The sequence below is a fragment of the Dietzia sp. CH92 genome, from assembly GCF_032248695.1.
In the GTDB taxonomy this organism is placed as follows: Bacteria; Actinomycetota; Actinomycetes; order Mycobacteriales; family Mycobacteriaceae; genus Dietzia.
Genome location: NZ_JAVHXC010000006.1, coordinates 227,461 through 245,008 on the forward strand (window position 1 = coordinate 227,461; position 17,548 = coordinate 245,008).

Sequence of the window (17,548 nt, forward strand, 5' to 3'; positions counted from 1 at the left end):
GCAGGCGAGAGTAGTCCTGTCGACCGGCGGACACAGCATGGAGTGGCACACCTCACAGAACCGGATCGACCGGTCGGGCGTCAGTCCTCCGCGCGACGCCGGCGGCGGCTCGGCTTGGGCGCGTCGCCCTCACCGAGTCGGGCCATGAGCTCGGCCACCGACAGCCCCCGGCCCTCGCCGTGGCGGCTGGTCGGGGTCGACTCGGACCCGGTCTCCTGGGCGGGCGACGGCGCGGCGGGGTCGGACTTCGCCGCCGGCCCCGCGGGCGTCGAGCCGGCCGCCGAACCAGTCGACGAGCCGGTCGTGGAACCGGCCTTCGGCGCCGCGGCCCGATCAGAGGACGGGGCGGAGCCGGCACCGGCGGACGGGGCGGAGCTGGTGCCGGTGGCCGAGGGGGCCCCGGGGGTCGACGGGCGGGGCGTGCCGGTCGTGGGCGTCGATCCGGCCGCCGCGGACGAACCGGAGCGCGAGGGCCGGGGCGACGTCGCCGACGACGGCGCCGCGGTGGCGCCGGACGCGTCGCCGGAGCCGGCGCCCGGTGCACGACGCGGTTCCTGCGATCCCTGGACGGGGCGCACGGCGGGGCGGCGCGGCTCACCGGCCGGCGTCTGCGTGGGGGTCGTCCGACCGGAGACGGGAGAGAGTCTCTCGGTGCGCTCGGTGCTCGGGGTGGCGTCCGGCCCGACGCCGGCGACGGCCGGGTCGGTCGGCGCCGACGGCCGCCCGGACTGTGCGGGCCGCTCCGGCTGACCCGGACGGGTGGACGGGCCGGACGGGGTGGACCGGCCGGGTGCGGACTTCTCCCCCGCCGCACCGGCGTCGGTGGTCGCCCGGCCGCTGACGCGCGGGGGCGTCATCCCCGGAGTACGACGACGCGGCGCCACCCGCTCGGACGGGACCGACGGCAGCGACGGACCCGCGCCGAGCTGTCCGGCCGGGCCGGGGCCGCCGACGGCGAAGCGGTCCTCGGGGAGGCTGACACCGAGCGCGGACAGCTGCTCCCGCAGGGCGGCGATCTCCTGCCGCAGGGCGAGGACCGAGTCCTCGGTCTCTGCGCGGACGCTGGCGCGCAGTTCCTTCTCCACCACCAGCTCGTGCTCCCGGCGGGCTGAGATCTCCCGCTCGAGCTGCAGCTCGTAGACCGTGTGGAGGTCCCTGACACGCGCCGCCTCGGCCGCGGCCTGCCTGCGGTACCGGGCCACGAGGAACGCGCCGATGAACGCGGCCCACAGGGCGGACAGCGTGCCGATCCGCATCCAGACGGGATTGTCGGAGAAGATCATCACGATGGTCGCGATGAGGGCCAGCACCAGCAGCACCACCAGGGCGATGCTCGCCAGTCCGCGGTCGTCGCCACGCGCGGGGCGGGCTGACCGGGGCTTGTCCATCGCGCCGTCGGAACTCATGCCCCGCATGATACTCAGAGAATCACCGGTCACACAGGTAACCGGCGCGTGTCCTCGCGAACGGCGATGACGAGACCCGGGCCGCCAGGCGGGATCTCACCGGCCGGTTCCGTCCGGTCGGCTCAGGCGGGGTCGGCCAGGCCGCCGTTCTCCTCGTCGTCGGGCGGGGTCTCACACGCCCACTCCAGGAACAGGCCCGCGCCCACCAGGACCGCCCCCGCCACCAGGACCGCGATGCTCGCGGGGAGCTCGGCTGCCGCGGCGGCCAGCTCCCCCAGGCGAGGGCCGAAGAACAGGGTGAGCCCGGCACCGACGCCACCCGCCACCGCCCCGAGCACCGCCGACGCCTGCCCGAGCGCCGCACACCGCGCGATGGTGAGCGGGTGCATCTGGCTGCGGTCCTGCCCGACCCCGCCGTCGGAGATCGCCCCCCGGATCCGGATCGCCAGCAGGACGTCGACCGCCGCGACCACGAGCAGGGTCACCCAACCGAACCCGATCGGAGGCAGGGACCCGAGGAACGCCTCGACGAGCGCGTACGCGGCCACGGCGGCGACGAGCGCAACCAGTGCCAGGGTGGACCTCGCCACGCGAGTCATCCGCGACTCCCCCGGCCCCGGGGCGCCAGAGACGCGTCCAGGCGGCGAACCGCGGAGACCTCTGCCGGGTCGAGCGCGGCGAGATGGTCGGCGACGGCGACCCCGGCCAGGCGGGCCTCCGGCTCGACCTCCAGCCACGGCACCAGCACGAACGCGCGCTCGGCCGCGCGCGGGTGCGGCAGGGTGAGAGCCGGGTCGTCGGACGTCACCGTCCGACCGTCCTCGTCGGCGGTCACCACATCCACGTCCAGGGTCCTCGGCCCCCAGCGCACCTCCCGGGTGCGACCGGCCTCGCGTTCCCGGGCGAAGCCCCACTCGAGGACGTCGGCCGGGGTGCCGGGGTGGTCCACGAGGAGCGCGGCGTTCAGGAAGTCGTCCTGCTCCACCCCGCCCCACGGCGGGGTGGCGTAGACCGAGGACACCGCCCGGAGGATCCCGTCGGAGGCCGCCGCCTCGGCGACCCCGCGCAGCAATGCGAGCGCGTCGCCCTGGTTGCCGCCGATCGACAGCACCGCCCGGCAGCTCACCGCTCGCCCCGCTCGCGGCGGGTCCCGCTCCGCGAACGCCGGGCCACGACGGCGACGTCGGCGAACTCGGCGGGGATGGGGGCCTGCGGCTTGTGCAGCGTGACCTCCACCGCGTGGGCGTCGGGGGCCATCTCCATGACCCCGTCGGCGATCCGCGAGGCGACCGTCTCGATGAGGTCGAACGGCGGCCCGGCCACGACGTCGCGCGCGAACAGCGCGAGCGCCCCGTAGTCGACGGTGTCGGCGAGGTCGTCGGAGGCGGCCGCGGTGGTGAAGTCGGTCCACAGGACCAGGTCCACCAGGAAGTCCTGCCCGTCCCGCTTCTCGTGCTCGAAGACCCCGTGGTTGCCGCGCACCCGCAGGCCGCGGAGCTCGATGCGGTCGGCCATCAGTTCGCTCCCGCTCGTCCCGCCGCCCACGCCGCGGCGACCCGCACCGCGTCCGCGCTGGGGGCGACGTCGTGGACCCGCACGGCCCACGCACCGGCGGCGGCCGAGAGCGACGTGATGGCCGCCGTCGCGGGGTCGCGCCCCGGGACCGGGCGCGGGGACCCGTCCGCCTCCGGCAGCAGGGAGCCGAGGAACCGCTTGCGCGACGCCGCGACCAGGACGGGGAAGCCGAGGTCGAGCAGTGTGTCCAGTCCCTTGAGCAGGGCCCAGTTGTCGTCCCCGTTCTTGGCGAAGCCCAGACCCGGGTCCAGGACGATGTCGGCGGCGTCGATCCCCGCCGCGAGCGCGGCGTCGGCCCGACGGGCCAGGTGATCGCGCACGGCGCCCACCACGTCGCCGCCGTAGTCGGCGCGACCACCGGCGCCGGCACGGTACTCGTCCGGGGACACCCAGTGCATGAGGATCACCGACCCGCGGTGCTCCGCCACGACCCGCAGCATGTCGGGGTCGGCCAGACCGCCGGACACGTCGTTGATGACCGCCGCGCCCTCCTCGAGCGCCCGGGCCGCGACGCGGGACCGCATGGTGTCCACCGACACCGGTGCGAACCCGGACACCTCGCGCACGACGGGGACGACGCGCTGCTCCTCGTCGGACTCCTCGACCCGCAGGGCGCCGGGGCGGGTGGACTCGCCGCCGACGTCGATGAGGTCCGCACCCTCCGAGACCATCCGACGCGCGTGCGCGACCGCGTCGTCGAACGCGAGGTGTCGCCCGCCGTCGGAGAACGAATCCGCCGTGATGTTGAGAACGCCCATTACCGCACAGTGGTCCGGGTGGGGCAGTCGGGCGGGCGCGCTCACGTTCCGCGCAGGAGGCCGAGGGCCTCCGCCCTGGTGGAGGCGTTGGACCGCATGATGCCGCGGACGGCCGACGTGGTGGTGATGGAGCCCGCCTTGCGGATCCCGCGCATGGACATGCACAGGTGCTCGCACTCGATGACCACGAGCACGCCGGAGGGGTCCAGCTTGTCGACCAACGCGTCGGCGACCTGGCTGGTGAGCCGCTCCTGCACCTGCGGGCGCTTGGCGTAGAGATCCACGAGCCGGGCGAGCTTGCTCAGGCCCGTGACCGCGCCGGACTGCCCGGGGATGTACCCGATGTGCGCGACCCCGTGGAACGGCACGAGGTGGTGCTCGCACGTCGAGTAGATCGGGATGTCGCGGACGAGGACGAGTTCGCGGTGGTCCTCGTCGAAGGTCCGTGACAGCACCTCGGCGGGGTCGGTGTACAGGCCGGCGAACACCTCGCGGTAGGCCCGCGCCACCCGGGCGGGAGTGTCCTGCAGGCCCTCGCGGTCCGGGTCCTCGCCGACGGCGATGAGCAGGTCACGGACTGCGGCCTCCGCGCGCGCGGCGTCGAAGACCGCCCCCGAGGACACCGAGCGCGCCTCTGCGGGGGGTATGTGGTCAGGGGTCGTCATCAATCCTCTTCTCGCACGAAGCGGCCGCGGCGGTCAGTCCTCACGTTCCCACGGCGGTTGCCAGTCGGGGTCCTTGTCCTCGCGGCGGTGTGAACCGCCGCCCGGGGCGTCGGAGCGCGCGGCGTCGGGGGTGTCGGTCGCGCCGCCCTCCTCGACCCTGGACCAGGCCCGGTTCGACGGCTCGTCGGCCTGCTCTCGTCGCTCCCCACCCTCCGGGGCGCCCCAGCCCTCCGCGGGCCGGCCGTTCACGGGAGCGGCCGGCAACCGCGTCGTCTCGGCCCCGCTGGGCACCGGATAACCGGCCTCACCGTGGTGGGCCGACCGGCGCGGTGGCCAGCCGGGTGCCGACCAACCCGGGGGCGGCGGCGTCCCGTAGGCCGGGATACCCGGCGATCCCGCACCGCGGTCGCCCGGGACCGCGGCTGTCCCGGGCCCGCTGCCGGGCACCGCGGACGCCTCGCCGGCCGGGCCCGAGCCGTTGCGCGCGTCCCCGTGCCCCTCGCGGGCACGGTCGTCGTCGCCGGGCGCTCCCTCCCCGGCCCCGCGGCCGGTGGGCAGGACCGGCATCGCGAACGGGTCGGTCACCGGGGGCGGCCAGGGCTCGCCCCGCTCCTTGGCCAGTTCGCCGGGGGTCTTGATGGGCGGCCGGGTCGAGGGGATCCGACCACCGAAGTCGTCGAACTCGGTGATCCGCGGACGCTTGACCACGTCGGCGAAGAGCCGCTCGAGGTCGTCCTGGCGGAGCGTCTCCTTCTCCAGCAGCTCCGCGGCGACCGCGTCGAGGATGTCGCGGTTGGTCTCGAGGACCTGCCACGCCTCGGTGTGCGCGGCGTCGATGATCCGGCGCACCTCGTCGTCGATGATCTTGGCGACCTCCGGCGAGTAGTCCCCCGCCGCGGAACCGCCACGCCCGAGGAACGGATCCCCGCCCTCGCCGCCGTACTTCACCGCGCCGAGCTTGGCACTCATCCCGTACTCGGCGACCATCGTGCGGGCGATGCGGGTGGCCTGCTCGATGTCCGAGCTCGCGCCCGAGGTCGGCTCGCCGAATACGTACTCCTCGGCCGCGCGACCGCCCATCGCCATGACGATCCGGGCGATCATGTCCGCGCGGGTCATCAACGACTTGTCGTCCTCGGGCACGACGAGCGCGTGACCGCCGGTGCGGCCGCGGGCGAGGATCGTGACCTTGTGGACGGGCTCGAGGTCCTCCATCGCCCACGCGGCCAGCGCGTGCCCGGACTCGTGGTAGGCGGTGACCTTCTTCTCGTGCTCACTGATCACGCGGTGCTTGCGACGCGGGCCGCCCACCACGCGGTCGGTGGCCTCCTCGAGGATCTCGATGTCGATCTCGTCCCGGCCCAGTCGGGCGGCGAGCAACGCGCCCTCGTTGAGCACGTTGGCCAGGTCCGCGCCCGACATGCCGATCGTGCGCCGGGCGAGCGAGGTCATGTCGACGTCCGCCGCCAGCGGCTTGCCGACCGAGTGGACGGCCAGGATCGCCTCGCGGCCCTTGAGGTCCGGGTTGGTCACCGGGACCTGACGGTCGAACCGCCCGGGGCGCAGCAGCGCCGGGTCGAGGACGTCGGGACGGTTGGTGGCGGCGATGAGGATGACGGTCGAGCGGTCGTCGAACCCGTCCATCTCCACCAGGAGCTGGTTGAGGGTCTGCTCCCGCTCGTCGTGGCCGCCGCCGGTGCCCGACCCGCGGTGCCGGCCCACGGCGTCGATCTCGTCGACGAACACGATGCAGGGCGCGTTCTGCTTGGCCTTCTCGAACAGGTCGCGCACCCGCGAGGCGCCGACGCCCACGAACATCTCGACGAAGTCCGAGCCGGAGATGGAGTAGAACGGCACCCCGGCCTCGCCTGCCACCGCGCGGGCGAGCAGGGTCTTGCCGGTACCGGGCGGGCCGTAGAGCAGGACACCGCGGGGGATCTTGGCGCCGAGACGCTCGTACCGCGCCGGGTTCTGCAGGAAGTCCTTGATCTCGTTGAGCTCCTCGACCGCCTCGTCCTCACCCGCGACGTCCGCGAACGTGGTCTGGGGCATGTCCTTGGTGAACTCGACGGCGCGCGACTTGCCGACCCCGAACAGCCCGCCCTTGCCGCCCTGCATCCGGGACATGAAGAAGAACAACAGACCGAACAGGATGAGCATGGGCAGCAGGAACGACAGCATCTGCGACAGGAAGCCCTGCTGCGTGACCGAGGTGTCGTACTTCTCCGGCTCCGCGGCGGCGACCCGGTCGAAGATCTGGTCCGCGGCCCGCTCCGGGTACTTGGCGAGGAGCTGATCGGTCTCCTCCGCGCCCTCCTCGGGGGTGATCGGGTTCTCGAGCGTGAGCCGCAGCTGCTGCTCCCGGTCCTCGATGAGCGCTTCCCTGACGTTGCCCGCGTCGACCTGCGCCAACGCCACCGAGGTGTCGACCTCGGCGTACCCGCGGTCGTCGTTCGCGAAGAACGAGAACCCGACGATCGCCAGGATGATCACGCCCGCGATCGCGACGTTGCGGAAGACGGTGTTGCTCTTGCGTTCCATTCGGTCCTCGTGTGGAAGGACGGCCCAGCCGGTCGGAGGGCCCGGTCGTGCGACCGACGTCGTCGGTATCGCCCCAGGCTACCCGCCACCGCCGACAGCCCACCCCGATGATCGCCACGGGCGCACATCCCACCGCCGTACGATCGTGGCCGTGACCACCGAACCCTCGTCCGCGACCGCGATCGCGGAGGCCGTGCGCACCGGGGCCCTCGGCGCCCGGGAGACCCTCGACGCGGCGTTCGACCGGGTGGCCGGACTGGACCCCACGGTGCGGGCCTTCGCCGCCCTCCTGCAGACGGACGGCCGCGCGGCAGCCGACGCCCTCGACGCCACGCCCCCCGCGCGACGCGCGCGCCTGCCGCTGGCCGGGGTCCCGCTGGCGATCAAGAGCACCGTCACCCTCGACAACCCGGCGGTGGCGCCGTTGCTCGCGGCGGGTGCCCTCCCGGTGGGCGTGACCACCGCCCCGCAGCTGTGCGCCTGGGGGATGACGGACTCCGACGCGCACGGCATCACCCGGAACCCGCGGGACCCGGGACTCTCGCCCGGCGGTTCCTCCGGGGGTTCGGCGGCGGCGGTGGCCTCCGGCATGGTTCCGCTCGCCGTGGGCGACGACGGCATGGGCTCGCTGCGGATCCCCGCCGCCGCGTGCGGGATCGTCACCATCAAACCCGGGACCGGGGTCGTCCCCACGCGCCTGTCCGGGGACAACTGGGGCGGCCTGGCCGAATCCGGCCCGTTGGCCCGGACGGTGGGGGACGTGGCCCTCGCCCTGTCGGTGATGGCGGGCCGCGAGGACCTCGCCCGCCCCGGTCCCGTCCCCGGCGGGACCCGGATCGGCCTGTCCGTGACCAGTCCGATCCGGCTGGGTCGCGACCTCGTACGCATCCAGGGCCCCTGGGTCCGCGCGGCCCGGGAGGCCGCCCGGGCCCTGCGCGCGGTCGACCTCGTCGTCGTCGACACCCCGTTGCCCTCCCCCCGCGACCCGGTCCTCTACCTGGCGCGATGGACCTCCGGCGTGGCCCGCGCCGCCGAGGACGAGAACCTGCCGCTGTCCGCGATGGAACGGCGCACCCGTCACCACGCGCTGCTCGGGCGGACCGTCTTCCGGCGCGGGGGCGCGGGCGACGGCGACACCCGGTGGAACCGCGGAGCCGCGGCCCTGCGCGCCGATGTCGAGCGCGCCATGGACACCGCCGGGGTCGACGTGTGGCTCACCCCCGCGCTGGCCGACGTGCCGCCCGAGGCGACCGACTGGCACCGCCGCTCGTGGGGCCGCTCCCTGTGGGCGTCGATGCGGTTCTCGCCGTTCACGCCGCTGGCGAACGTGCTGGGGTGGCCCGCGATGTCCGTGCCGTACGGGAGCACCACCACGCCCTCCGGGCGGCCCCTGCCCACGTCCGTCCAGCTCGTCGGCCGCCCCGGGTCCGAGGCGACGCTGCTCGCGCTGGCGGCCGCGCTCGAGCGGTCGAACGGCGGCCCGGACTCGGCCTGAGTGGCCGGAGGGGTCCGAGGAGCCCGAGGGTCCTGCGGGGCCGATCGCACACCGCCCGGAGAAAAGGAACGTGTTGCACCCCGGGGCGGGTGGGGATACAACCATCCCGGGTCATCACCCACGACCCCGGGCCCGGCCGCCGTCGGCCCGCACTCCCCTGTGGAAGGACACCTGATGTTCGATGCCTCCAGCGCCCTCGGCTCCGCCCTCGGCGACATGACGACCGACTTCCTCGGCGCCACCGTCGAGATGCTCGTCGGCTTCTTCGCCCGGTCGGGCGAGCTGTTCCTGGGCAGCGCCTCCTGACCTCCCCGTGACGGGCGGGGCCGACGCCCCTCAGTCCTCCGGCAGGTCGGCGAAGCGCTTCTTGACGTCGCGGTACCAGCCCAGCGACTGCCGGGGCCGACGCCACCGCCCCTTCATGTCCTCCCGTGCCGGCACGTGCGCCTCGTCGCCGGCGCGGACGCGTTCCTTGAGGTGGGCGTCCTGGGCGTTGATCACGTCGTCCGCCGTCTCACCGCGGTGCGCCAGATCGCAGGGGCCGCCCAGGTCCTTACAGGTCATGGTCTTCATCGAGTTCCCGTCCTCTCCTGACGTGGCGCCGCCGGATGGCACCGCCTCACCCTCTCTGACGAGTGGCGGACCGCGGATGTGACCGGGGGCCTCCCGTCATCATCGCGGTTCCGCCCCCCGGCGCCTGCGCAGCGCCGCCAGGACGTCGGGGTCCGCGCGGAAGTCGATCCGGTGGACCAGCCCGTCGGCGACCCGGAAGTCGAAGGCGACCCGGGCCTCGCCGCGGTCGAACCACGCCGCGCCCGGCCTGTCGTGCACGAAGACGGGCAGCGCCGACGCGGCCGCCCCGTTGAAGAACTCGGCCACGGCGTCGCGACCGTCGATGCGCCCGGGCGTCCCCACCCGGACGGCCACCGGGTCGCCGGTGACGACGACGTCCGGGGCGAGGAGCTCGAGGAGCCGGGTGAACTCGCCGCGCCGGGCGGCGGTGAGGAAGGCGTCGACGACGAGCCAGTCCGCCCGCGTGTCGGTGGGGCCCGCCGGCCCGGTCTTCGCGCGGGCCCTCGACGCGAGCTTGCGCGCCGTGGCGGGGGTGCAGTCGAGGACGGCGGCGATCGTGGCGAACTCGACCGAGAACATGTCGTGGAGGACGAACGCCACCCGCTCCGAGGGGGCGAGGCGATCGAGGACCACGTGCAGCGCCGCGCCCATCGAGTCCGCGAGCGCCGCCTCCTCGGAGGGATCCGGGTCGGTGGAGGGGCGGTCGACGGGCTCGAGCGGTGGCGGCACCGCCGCCTTGAGTCGGTCGAGGCACAGCCGGGTGACGACGGTGGTGAGCCAGGCGGGCAACGAGTCGATGGGCCGATCGTCCGCACGGGCCAGGCGCAGCCACGCCTGCTGCACGATGTCCTCCGCCTCCGCGGGGTCGCGGAGGAGGCGGGCGGCCATGCGGACGAGACGGGGTCGTTCGCGTTCGAACTGCTCGGTCCGGTCCATGCAGGGAATTGTGACCCGCCGGCCCCGCGGGTCCCGGCCGATCCGGAAATTCGTCACCGGCGGCCCCGTCGCGGGGCCGCCGGCCGGACGTCACACGTACTGCTGGACGATCCGTCGCTTGACCAGCTTGCCGGTGGGCGTGCGGGGCAGCTCGTCGACCAGGTCGAGACCGCGCGGGATCTTGAAGTCGGAGATCTTCCCCCGCAGCGAATCGAGGATCTCCTGCGCCAGGCCCGGATCGCCGGCGCGGTCCGCAGCGGGCACCACCACGGCGTGGACCCGCTCCCCCATCTCCTCGTCCGGCAACCCGATCACGGCGACGTCCTCGACGGCCGGGTGCAGGACGAGGGCGTTCTCGATCTCCTGCGGGTAGATGTTCACCCCGCCGGAGATGATGGTGAACGCCTTACGGTCGGTGAGGTAGAGGAAGCGGTCCTCGTCCAGGTAGCCGACGTCGCCGAAGGTCGCCCAGTTGGCGTGTTCGGGGTGTCGGACGGACGCCGTCTTCTCCGGGTCACCGTGGTAGGAGAAGGTGCCCTCGTCGTTCTGCCAGTAGATCGTGCCGATCTCCCCGGTCGGGAGCTCGTTGCCCTCGTCGTCGCAGATGTGCGCGATGCCCTTGAGACCGTCGCGGCCCACCGACCCGGGCCGTTCGAGCGCCTCCTGGGAGTTGATGAACGTGATGCCCATACCCTCGGTGGCCGAGTAGTACTCGTGGATCACCGGGCCCCACCACTCGATCATGCGGCGCTTGACCTCGGGCGGGCACGGCGCCGCCGCGTGGATGGCGTGGGTCAGGCTCGACAGGTCGTACTTCGCGCGTGTCTCCTCGGGCAGCTTGAGCATCCGCACGAACATCGTCGGCACCCACTGCGAGTGCGTCACCTGGTAGGCCTCGATGAGCCGCAGCGCCTCCTCCGCGTCGAAGCGGTCCATGAGCACCACGGTGCCGCCGACGGAGTTGACCACGCCGCAGAACCGTAGCGGGGCGGCGTGGTACAGCGGCGCGGGGCACAGGTAGACACTGTCGGCGTCGAACCCGTAGAGGAAGCTGAACACCGGCGTGTAGTGGTCGGGCACCTCGTCGATCTGCCCCTCCGGCGGGTCCACGCGGACGCCCTTGGGCCGGCCGGTGGTGCCCGACGAGTAGAGGAAGTCGTGGCCCCGCGGCTGGTCCTCCGGCGCTTCGGTCGACTTGTCCTCGAGGACGGCGCGGTAGTCGTCGAACCCCTCGAGCGCGCCGCCGAACACCACCCGGTGCTCGACGCCCGGGTGGGCGTCCGGGGTGAGGTCCACGTGGTCGGCCACCGGGGCGGAGACGAACAGGGCGCGCGCGCCGCAGTCACCGATGATGTAGGACGACTCGTCCGGGGTCAGGTGGTGGTTGATCGCGGCGATGTACAGCCCGGTGCGCAGGGCGGCCCAGTAGATCTCGAGCATCTCGAGCGTGTTGTCCGAGACCACGGCGATCGTCTCGCCGGGCCGCAGGCCCCAGTCGTCCACGAGCAGGTGCGCGAGCTGGGCCGAGCGGGCCTCCAGCTCGGCGTAGGTGATCTGCTCGCCGGTGGCGGGTCTGATGGCGGCGGGCTTGTCCGGGGTGGTGGCGGCGAAGGAACCTGGATACATGTCCAGAGCCTAACCCCGCCGTGTGACCTGCGTCACGAAATCCAGACTGAACTCCGGAACGGCTCGGCCGGACCGGCTCCGCCGCAGGTCAGGAGTACATGCGCGGGTGCAGCTTGCCGATGTACGGCAGGTCGCGGTACCGCTCGGCGAAGTCCAGGCCGTAGCCCACGACGAACTCGTTGGGGATGTCGAACCCGATCTCGAGGATGTCCAGGTCCGCCTTGACGGCGTCGGGCTTACGCAGCAGGGTGACGATCTCCAGCGAGCGCGGGTTGCGCGTCTTGAGGTTGCGCATGAGCCACGACAGGGTCAGGCCCGAGTCGATGATGTCCTCGACGATGATCACGTCACGGTCCGCGATGTCGCGGTCCAGGTCCTTGAGGATCCGCACGACGCCCGAGGAGCTGGTGGAGGAGCCGTAGGAGCTCACGGCCATGAACTCCATCTCGGACGGGATGGGCAGCGCGCGGGCGAAGTCGGAGACGAAGATCGCGGCGCCCTTGAGGACGGCGACCAGCACGACCTCCTTCTCGACGTCCGCGTAACGCTCACCGACGCGCGCGGCGATCTCGGCGATCCGCTCCCGGATCGTGTCCTCGTCGAGGAGGACGGATTCGATCTCGTCCGCATACTTGTCCGCGCTCATCTAGATCCCCGCTCCGCTCGGCCGGTCGTTCTCCAGCACCACCTTTCCATGTCGACGCCGGGCGACCAACCTGGCCGTCGGACCCGCCCCGCGGCCGCCCGCGGGTCCGGTGCCGCCGACCGCGACGCCGCCCTGGCCCCGCCAGTCGGTGACGAGCGCGGCCAGGGCCGTCAGGTGTGCGTACGTCGGGGAGGTGACCCCGTGCGCGAGGAGCCAGCGGCGCAGGACCCGGGTCAGCACGGCGGGCGGCAGGGGCTCCAGTCGGCTCACCTCCAGCGCGCCGTCCCCGCCGACGGGCACGGCCGCGGCGAGGCGGTCGAGCTCGTCGTCGTCGACCCTCGCCAGTTCCGCGGTGCGCGCCAGCCCCTCGGCGACCCCGCCGCCCAGGACGTCCTCGAGCAGCGGCAGCACCTCGTGGCGCACCCGCACGCGCGTGTAGGCGGGGTCGGTGTTGTGCGGGTCGTCCCACCAGGTCAGGCCGAGGTCGCGGCACGCGGCGCGGGTGTCCGCGGCGCGCACGCCGAGCAGGGGGCGCCCCCACGGCGCGTCCCAGGCGGCCATCCCGCGCAGGGACCGCGCGCCGGAACCGCGCGCCAGGCCGAGCAGGACGGTCTCGGCCTGGTCGTCGAGGGTGTGGGCGAGCAGCACGGGGCGGCCGGCTCGGGCGGCGTCGAGGGCGGTGTACCGCGCGGTGCGGGCGGCGGCCTCGGGGCCGGAACCGTCGGGGGCGACGACGACGGCGAGGACCTCCGCGGCCGCCCCGAGCCCGCGGGCCGCGGCGGCCGCGTCCCGGGCCACCTCGTCGGACCCGGGCTGCAGGCCGTGGTCCACCACGAGGGCGGTCACGTCGGCGAACTCGGCCGTGGCGGCGGCGACCAGGGCCAGCGAGTCGGCTCCCCCGGACAGGCCCACGCACACGGCGTCGCCGACCCCGGGGTGCGCGCGGCGGAAGGCGCGCACGGCCGAGCGGACGGTCCACGCCGCGCCGGTCCAGTCGCCGGTGGGCGCCGGGCCGGTCGAGCCCCCACCGGTGGGGGCCGGGGCAGGGCCGTCAGCGGCGGTCACGGGCGCTACCTGCACCCGCACTCGCGCAGCGCCGCGGCGATCCGGTCGAGGGCCGGGCGGGCGCCGGCGGGCTCGGTGCCCGAGGACAACAGGGCGAAACTCATCGACCGCCCGTCGACGCTCGTGACGGTCCCGGCGAGCGCGCTGGTGCCGGCCAGCGTGCCGGTCTTGGCGCGCACCCAGCCGGCGCCCGGGGCGGACGGGCCGGAGAACCGGTCGAGCAGGGTGCCGGAGCCGGCGGCGACGGGCAGGGTGTCGAGCAGGTCGCGCATCTCGCGGGTCGCGTCGGGGGCGGCGGCGGTGCGCAGGACGTCGGTGAGGACCTCCGCGGAGAGCCGGTTGCCCGAGCTCATCCCCGAGCAGTCGTCGAGGCGGACGCCGGACATGTCGAGGCCGCGCTCGGCCAGGGTGTCCACGACCGCGGCGGTACCGGCGGCGAAGTCGGCGGGGCTGTCGGGGTCGCGGTCCAGGGCGACCTCGCGGCAGATCGTCTCGGCCAGCACGTTGTCGGAGTACACCAGCATCGAGCGCACCCGTTCGGTCAGTTCGGCCGAGGAGACGCGCCCGAGCTCGTCGGTGGTCTCGACGCGTTCGGTGGCGACCGTCACGCGCTCGGGGTCCACGTCGAGCTCGCGGGCGAGTGCGCGGCCGGCGGCGAGCGCGGGGTCGGTGGAGCGGGGCGAGTACTCGTCCGCGGGGTCGAGGCGGCCGGCGTCGAGCATCCACGCCTCGATCGGCGCGATGTTGCCGGCGGGGATCTCCGCGGGCGACCAGCCGGGGCCCAGGTCCGGTCCGGTGTACGGGCCCGGGTCCACGACGATGCGCGTGGGCGCGAGGTCGGAGGCGCGGACGATGTCTGCGGCCTCGGCGAGGGTGGCGGCGTCGGGGAACAGCGGGCCCGGCTCGTCGCCGCGCGACATGGTGGGGTCGCCGCCGGGGACCACGACGAGGGTGCCGGGGTCGGTGCCGCGGGCGAGGACCGTGTCGACGCGGGCGTCACCGGGCAGCTGACTCAGAGCGGCGACCGCGGTGAGGAGTTTGGTGGTGGAGGCGGGGACCTTCGCGTCGCGCGGGCGGCGCTCCCACAGGACCTCGCCGGTCACGTCGTCGACGACGCTGGCGGTGAGGTCGCCGACCGCCGGGGACGACGCGAGGGGGCCGAGGATCCGCTCGAGGGCGGCCGGGTCGGGCATCGGCGCCGACCCGTCGACCGCGAGCAGGCCGGGGTTGACCTCCGCGGAGACCTCGGCGTCCCCCGCGGCCGCCCCGCCGCGCGGGTCGACGTCGGTGACCAGCGCGGCCGCGACGAGCCCGACCACGAGGACGGCGACGACGACGAGCACGACCCCCGCCCGCCACACGCGTCCCCGCCCGCGCCACACTCCCCGCTCGGTCACCCACGCCCACTTCCCGGACGCTCCCGCGTCCCCCGCACCCGACTCCGCCGTCTGCCGGCCACCACGCTAGCGGCCCGCGTGACGGCGCCCACCCCCGACGCCGGTGCCGCCTACTAGAATCACCCCGAATTGCCCGGGAGAGCCGTCTCGGGTCCCGCAACATGACGATTTGTGAGGTAGCCCGTGTCCGTCGAAGTGACCATCGAGATCCCCAAGGGTTCGCGGAACAAGTACGAGATCCACCACGAGACCGGCAAGATCTACCTCGACCGTTTCCTCTTCACCTCGATGGGCTACCCGGCCGACTACGGCTACATCGACCAGACCCTGGCCGACGACGGCGACCCGTGCGACGCGCTGGTCCTGCTCGACGAGTCGGTCTTCCCCGGCGTGATCGTCAACTCCCGCGTGGTGGGCGTCTACACGATGTCCGATGAGGCCGGTGGCGACGACAAGCTGCTGTGCGTGCCCGCGCTCGACCCGCGCTGGGAGCACATCCAGGACATCGACGACGTCCCGGACTTCGAGCTCAAGGCGATCGAGCACTTCTTCCTGCACTACAAGGACCTCGAGCCCGGCAAGCACGTCACCCCGGGCGAGTGGCGGGACAAGGCGCACGGCGAGAAGCTCGTCGCCGAGGGCCTGGAGAACTTCACCAAGCACCCCGAGGAGAAGGCCGAGCCCTTCCGCGGCTGACCTCGAGCGGCGCCGCGGCGGGCTACGCCGCGGCGCCTCGCGGAGCGGCGGTCAGCGGCCGGTGTACCTCGCCTCGCGCTTCTCCATCGTCGCGGCGATCGCCTCCATCATGTCCGCCGAGGCCAGGAAGCCCGCGTTCCACGTGGCGACGTAGCGGTTGGACTCGTAGATCGGTCCCTCGATCGCGCGGTTGAGCACCTCACGCGTGCCGCGGACGACCAGCGGCGGGTTGTCCGCGATCTCGGCGGCCGTCGCGTGCGCCGACTCCAGCACCCCGGCGGCGTCGTTCGCGACGTGGGTGACCAGGCCGTACCGCAGCGCGGTGTCGGCGTCGATGTCGCGGCCGGTCAGCGCGAGCTCGCGGGTCAGACCCGAGCCGATGATGTAGGGCAGCCGGGCGAGCGAGCCCATGTCGGCGACGATGCCGACCTTGACCTCGCGCACCGAGTACGTCGAGTCCGCCGAGCCGTGCCGGACGTCGCAGGCCGAGATGAGGTCGATGCCGCCGCCGATGCAGCGGCCCTGCACCGCCGCCACGGTGGGCGTCCTGGCCGAGGCGACGGAGTCGACCGCCCTGCGCATGTCCTCCACGAAGTCGAGGATCCGCTCGTTGCGGGAGGCGTCGGGGGTCGTGTCCGCGGGCAGGAACTCCATGAACTGCGGCATCATCGCCATCAGGTCCAGGCCGTAGGTGAAGTTGCGCCCCTCCGCGGCGATCACGGCGGCGCGCACGTCCGGGTCCGCGTCGAGCTCGGCCATCACCCGCGGCATCTCGGCCCAGAAGTCCGGACCCATCGCGTTGTTGCGGCCCGGGCCGATCAGCGTGACCTGCGCGACGTGCGGGTGACGGACCCCCTTCTCGACGCGCAGGGACGCGTACTCACCGGCGGTGGAGGAGGCGGCGGAGGTGTCTGGGGTGCTCATGCGCTCAGCCTGCCAGAGCCGCCGCGGCGGCGGGGAGCCCCCGTGCGATCACGCGCGGGAGTCGGGCATGACGAACCACAGGATGACGTAGATGAGCAGCTGCGGGCCCGGGAGCAGCATCGAGGCCACGAACAGGACGCGGACCAGCGCCGGATCCAGCCCGAAGTAGTCGGCCAGGCCACCGGCCACGCCGCCGATCCAGCGGTCCTCGGACCGGGTCAGGCGCTTGGGCTGGGAGGCGGGTGGGTAGGTCATGGTGATCTCCTCGTCGTCGTCACACCGGACGATCGGGGACGTGTTCCCCGGTGACCTCCACTCTCCACCCCGGCGCCGGGCGCCACATCGGGGAACGACCCGGATTCCCACCCTGATCGCGCCTCGGGGTGGCGCGGCGCGCGGCGGGTCAGGTGTGGAACTCGCCGCAGTCCACCGTGAGGGTCTGGCCCGTGACGGCCGAGGCGGCGTCGGAGAGCAGGAACAGCACCGGGTCGACGATCTCGCGCTCGCTGGGCAGCCGCCTGAGGTCCATCCGCTCCGCGGTGTGGGCGTAGACGTCCTCGAGCGTGCCGCCGTACTTGCCGGCCAGGCTCTCGAAGTACGCCTTGAGCGTGTCGCCGTAGATGTAGCCCGGCGCGACCGTGTTGACCCGGATGCCGCGCGGGCCGAGCTCGGTGGCCAGCGAGTGGCCGAGCGCGACCAGGGCGGTCTTGGCGATCTTGTAGCCCGCGTAGCGCTCGCGGGAGTGGTGGATGACTGCCGAGGCCATCATGACGACGGAGCTGGTGGCGGCGTCGGCCGCGTCGGTGGCGGGGCCCGCTGCGCCGGCCTCGAGCAGCGCCGTGAACTCCTGAGTCGTCCGCAGGGCCCCCAGCACCGACAGGTCGATCCCCGCCGAGATCTGGTCGTGGTCGGTCCGCGCCAACGGCTTCATGCTCGGCACCGCGAACGCGCTGTACACGAGCCCGTGGACCGCGTCGGTGTGCCCCTCGACGGTCTCGCGCAGCACCCGGACCGAGTCGGGATCGGTCGCGTCCACGGGCGCGGCGATCGCCGTACCGCCCGCGCGGCGCACCTCGTCGTCGGCGCGCACCGCCTCCGCCATCTCCTCCACCCGCGACACCGTGCGCGCGGCGACCACCACCGTCGCTCCCTGCGCGGCGGCCCGCCGGGCCAGCGTGTGGCCGAATCCGGGGCCCGCGCCCACGATCACGATGGTCCTGCCCCGAAGGCTCCCTGAAGTCATGC

19 protein-coding genes are annotated in these 17,548 nt (G+C 73.8%); 3 read left to right on the plus strand and 16 right to left on the minus strand.

The window, feature by feature from the left end; all coding sequences use genetic code 11:
- Positions 1 to 80: 80 nt before the first annotated feature.
- The 7 genes from RWK90_RS13855 to ftsH form a co-directional block, all read right to left on the minus strand.
- Positions 81 to 1,406, minus strand: a complete 1,326-nt coding sequence (locus tag RWK90_RS13855; RefSeq protein ID WP_314038194.1) for a DUF6779 domain-containing protein — start codon at positions 1,404 to 1,406, stop codon at positions 81 to 83.
- A gap of 122 nt (positions 1,407 to 1,528) precedes the next feature.
- Positions 1,529 to 2,005: a DUF3180 domain-containing protein gene (locus RWK90_RS13860; RefSeq protein WP_314038195.1), complete on the minus strand. Its 477-nt coding sequence runs from the start codon at positions 2,003 to 2,005 to the stop codon at positions 1,529 to 1,531.
- Complete coding sequence (folK, locus tag RWK90_RS13865; protein WP_314038196.1) at positions 2,002 to 2,532, minus strand: 2-amino-4-hydroxy-6-hydroxymethyldihydropteridine diphosphokinase; 531 nt, start codon at positions 2,530 to 2,532, stop codon at positions 2,002 to 2,004. The genes RWK90_RS13860 and folK overlap by 4 nt, the downstream gene beginning before the upstream one ends.
- Positions 2,529 to 2,921, minus strand: coding sequence for a dihydroneopterin aldolase (gene folB, locus RWK90_RS13870; protein ID WP_314038197.1), 393 nt, complete (start codon positions 2,919 to 2,921; stop codon positions 2,529 to 2,531). The genes folK and folB overlap by 4 nt, the downstream gene beginning before the upstream one ends.
- The gene (folP, locus tag RWK90_RS13875; protein WP_314038198.1) at positions 2,921 to 3,739 is read right to left on the minus strand and encodes a dihydropteroate synthase; all 819 of its coding nucleotides are present in this window, start codon (positions 3,737 to 3,739) and stop codon (positions 2,921 to 2,923) included. Before folP ends, folB begins: the two co-directional genes overlap by 1 nt.
- Positions 3,740 to 3,780: 41 nt before the next feature.
- Positions 3,781 to 4,404, minus strand: coding sequence for a GTP cyclohydrolase I FolE (folE, locus tag RWK90_RS13880; protein ID WP_314038199.1), 624 nt, complete (start codon positions 4,402 to 4,404; stop codon positions 3,781 to 3,783).
- Between the two features lie 33 nt (positions 4,405 to 4,437).
- The gene (gene ftsH / locus RWK90_RS13885; RefSeq protein ID WP_314038200.1) at positions 4,438 to 6,945 is read right to left on the minus strand and encodes an ATP-dependent zinc metalloprotease FtsH; all 2,508 of its coding nucleotides are present in this window, start codon (positions 6,943 to 6,945) and stop codon (positions 4,438 to 4,440) included.
- Positions 6,946 to 7,096: 151 nt separating this feature from the next.
- Between ftsH and RWK90_RS13890 the strand changes: the two genes are divergently transcribed.
- Positions 7,097 to 8,440: an amidase family protein gene (locus RWK90_RS13890; RefSeq protein ID WP_314038201.1), complete on the plus strand. Its 1,344-nt coding sequence runs from the start codon at positions 7,097 to 7,099 to the stop codon at positions 8,438 to 8,440.
- Between the two features lie 174 nt (positions 8,441 to 8,614).
- Positions 8,615 to 8,746 (plus strand): hypothetical protein, encoded by a 132-nt coding sequence (locus RWK90_RS13895; RefSeq protein ID WP_314038202.1) that lies wholly within the window; start codon positions 8,615 to 8,617, stop codon positions 8,744 to 8,746.
- 30 nt (positions 8,747 to 8,776) lie between these two features.
- On the opposite strand, the gene RWK90_RS13900 is transcribed toward RWK90_RS13895, so the two are convergent.
- The 6 genes from RWK90_RS13900 to dacB form a co-directional block, all read right to left on the minus strand.
- On the minus strand, positions 8,777 to 9,013 hold the full coding sequence (locus tag RWK90_RS13900; protein ID WP_314038203.1) for a DUF1059 domain-containing protein: 237 nt from the start codon (positions 9,011 to 9,013) through the stop codon (positions 8,777 to 8,779).
- A gap of 99 nt (positions 9,014 to 9,112) precedes the next feature.
- Positions 9,113 to 9,949, minus strand: coding sequence for a sigma-70 family RNA polymerase sigma factor (locus tag RWK90_RS13905; RefSeq protein ID WP_314038204.1), 837 nt, complete (start codon positions 9,947 to 9,949; stop codon positions 9,113 to 9,115).
- A 90-nt stretch (positions 9,950 to 10,039) separates the two neighbouring features.
- Positions 10,040 to 11,575, minus strand: a complete 1,536-nt coding sequence (locus tag RWK90_RS13910; protein ID WP_314038205.1) for an acyl-CoA synthetase — start codon at positions 11,573 to 11,575, stop codon at positions 10,040 to 10,042.
- 88 nt (positions 11,576 to 11,663) lie between these two features.
- Positions 11,664 to 12,221, minus strand: coding sequence for a hypoxanthine phosphoribosyltransferase (gene hpt / locus RWK90_RS13915; RefSeq protein WP_314038206.1), 558 nt, complete (start codon positions 12,219 to 12,221; stop codon positions 11,664 to 11,666).
- Entirely contained in the window at positions 12,222 to 13,181 is a 960-nt protein-coding gene (gene tilS, locus RWK90_RS13920; RefSeq protein WP_314038226.1) for a tRNA lysidine(34) synthetase TilS, read from the minus strand.
- A 110-nt stretch (positions 13,182 to 13,291) separates the two neighbouring features.
- Positions 13,292 to 14,683, minus strand: coding sequence for a D-alanyl-D-alanine carboxypeptidase/D-alanyl-D-alanine-endopeptidase (gene dacB / locus RWK90_RS13925; protein WP_314038207.1), 1,392 nt, complete (start codon positions 14,681 to 14,683; stop codon positions 13,292 to 13,294).
- Positions 14,684 to 14,866: 183 nt separating this feature from the next.
- Between dacB and RWK90_RS13930 the strand changes: the two genes are divergently transcribed.
- Positions 14,867 to 15,379 carry an inorganic diphosphatase gene (locus RWK90_RS13930; RefSeq protein WP_314038208.1) on the plus strand — a complete coding sequence of 171 codons (513 nt, stop codon included), beginning with the start codon at positions 14,867 to 14,869 and terminating at the stop codon, positions 15,377 to 15,379.
- 51 nt (positions 15,380 to 15,430) lie between these two features.
- Here the strand turns inward: RWK90_RS13930 and RWK90_RS13935 are convergent, their stop codons facing one another.
- The 3 genes from RWK90_RS13935 to RWK90_RS13945 all read right to left on the minus strand — a co-directional run bounded on the left by RWK90_RS13935 (position 15,431) and on the right by RWK90_RS13945 (position 17,546).
- Positions 15,431 to 16,303 carry a crotonase/enoyl-CoA hydratase family protein gene (locus tag RWK90_RS13935; RefSeq protein ID WP_314038209.1) on the minus strand — a complete coding sequence of 291 codons (873 nt, stop codon included), beginning with the start codon at positions 16,301 to 16,303 and terminating at the stop codon, positions 15,431 to 15,433.
- 48 nt (positions 16,304 to 16,351) lie between these two features.
- A complete protein-coding gene (locus RWK90_RS13940) occupies positions 16,352 to 16,558 on the minus strand; it encodes a PspC domain-containing protein (RefSeq protein WP_314038210.1) in 207 nt (68 codons plus the stop codon).
- A gap of 148 nt (positions 16,559 to 16,706) precedes the next feature.
- Entirely contained in the window at positions 16,707 to 17,546 is an 840-nt protein-coding gene (locus RWK90_RS13945; protein WP_314038211.1) for an SDR family oxidoreductase, read from the minus strand.
- Positions 17,547 to 17,548: the final 2 nt, after the last annotated feature.

Coding starts and splice junctions, on each gene's coding strand:
- RWK90_RS13855 (WP_314038194.1), bottom strand. CDS start 1,406: ATGAGTTCCGACGGCGCGATGGACAAGCCCCGGTCAGCCCGCCCCGCG.
- RWK90_RS13860 (WP_314038195.1), bottom strand. CDS start 2,005: ATGACTCGCGTGGCGAGGTCCACCCTGGCACTGGTTGCGCTCGTCGCC.
- folB (WP_314038197.1), bottom strand. CDS start 2,921: ATGGCCGACCGCATCGAGCTCCGCGGCCTGCGGGTGCGCGGCAACCAC.
- folP (WP_314038198.1), bottom strand. CDS start 3,739: ATGGGCGTTCTCAACATCACGGCGGATTCGTTCTCCGACGGCGGGCGA.
- folE (WP_314038199.1), bottom strand. CDS start 4,404: ATGACGACCCCTGACCACATACCCCCCGCAGAGGCGCGCTCGGTGTCC.
- ftsH (WP_314038200.1), bottom strand. CDS start 6,945: ATGGAACGCAAGAGCAACACCGTCTTCCGCAACGTCGCGATCGCGGGC.
- RWK90_RS13895 (WP_314038202.1), top strand. CDS start 8,615: ATGTTCGATGCCTCCAGCGCCCTCGGCTCCGCCCTCGGCGACATGACG.
- RWK90_RS13900 (WP_314038203.1), bottom strand. CDS start 9,013: ATGAAGACCATGACCTGTAAGGACCTGGGCGGCCCCTGCGATCTGGCG.
- RWK90_RS13905 (WP_314038204.1), bottom strand. CDS start 9,949: ATGGACCGGACCGAGCAGTTCGAACGCGAACGACCCCGTCTCGTCCGC.
- RWK90_RS13910 (WP_314038205.1), bottom strand. CDS start 11,575: ATGTATCCAGGTTCCTTCGCCGCCACCACCCCGGACAAGCCCGCCGCC.
- hpt (WP_314038206.1), bottom strand. CDS start 12,221: ATGAGCGCGGACAAGTATGCGGACGAGATCGAATCCGTCCTCCTCGAC.
- RWK90_RS13935 (WP_314038209.1), bottom strand. CDS start 16,303: ATGAGCACCCCAGACACCTCCGCCGCCTCCTCCACCGCCGGTGAGTAC.
- RWK90_RS13940 (WP_314038210.1), bottom strand. CDS start 16,558: ATGACCTACCCACCCGCCTCCCAGCCCAAGCGCCTGACCCGGTCCGAG.
- RWK90_RS13945 (WP_314038211.1), bottom strand. CDS start 17,546: ATGACTTCAGGGAGCCTTCGGGGCAGGACCATCGTGATCGTGGGCGCG.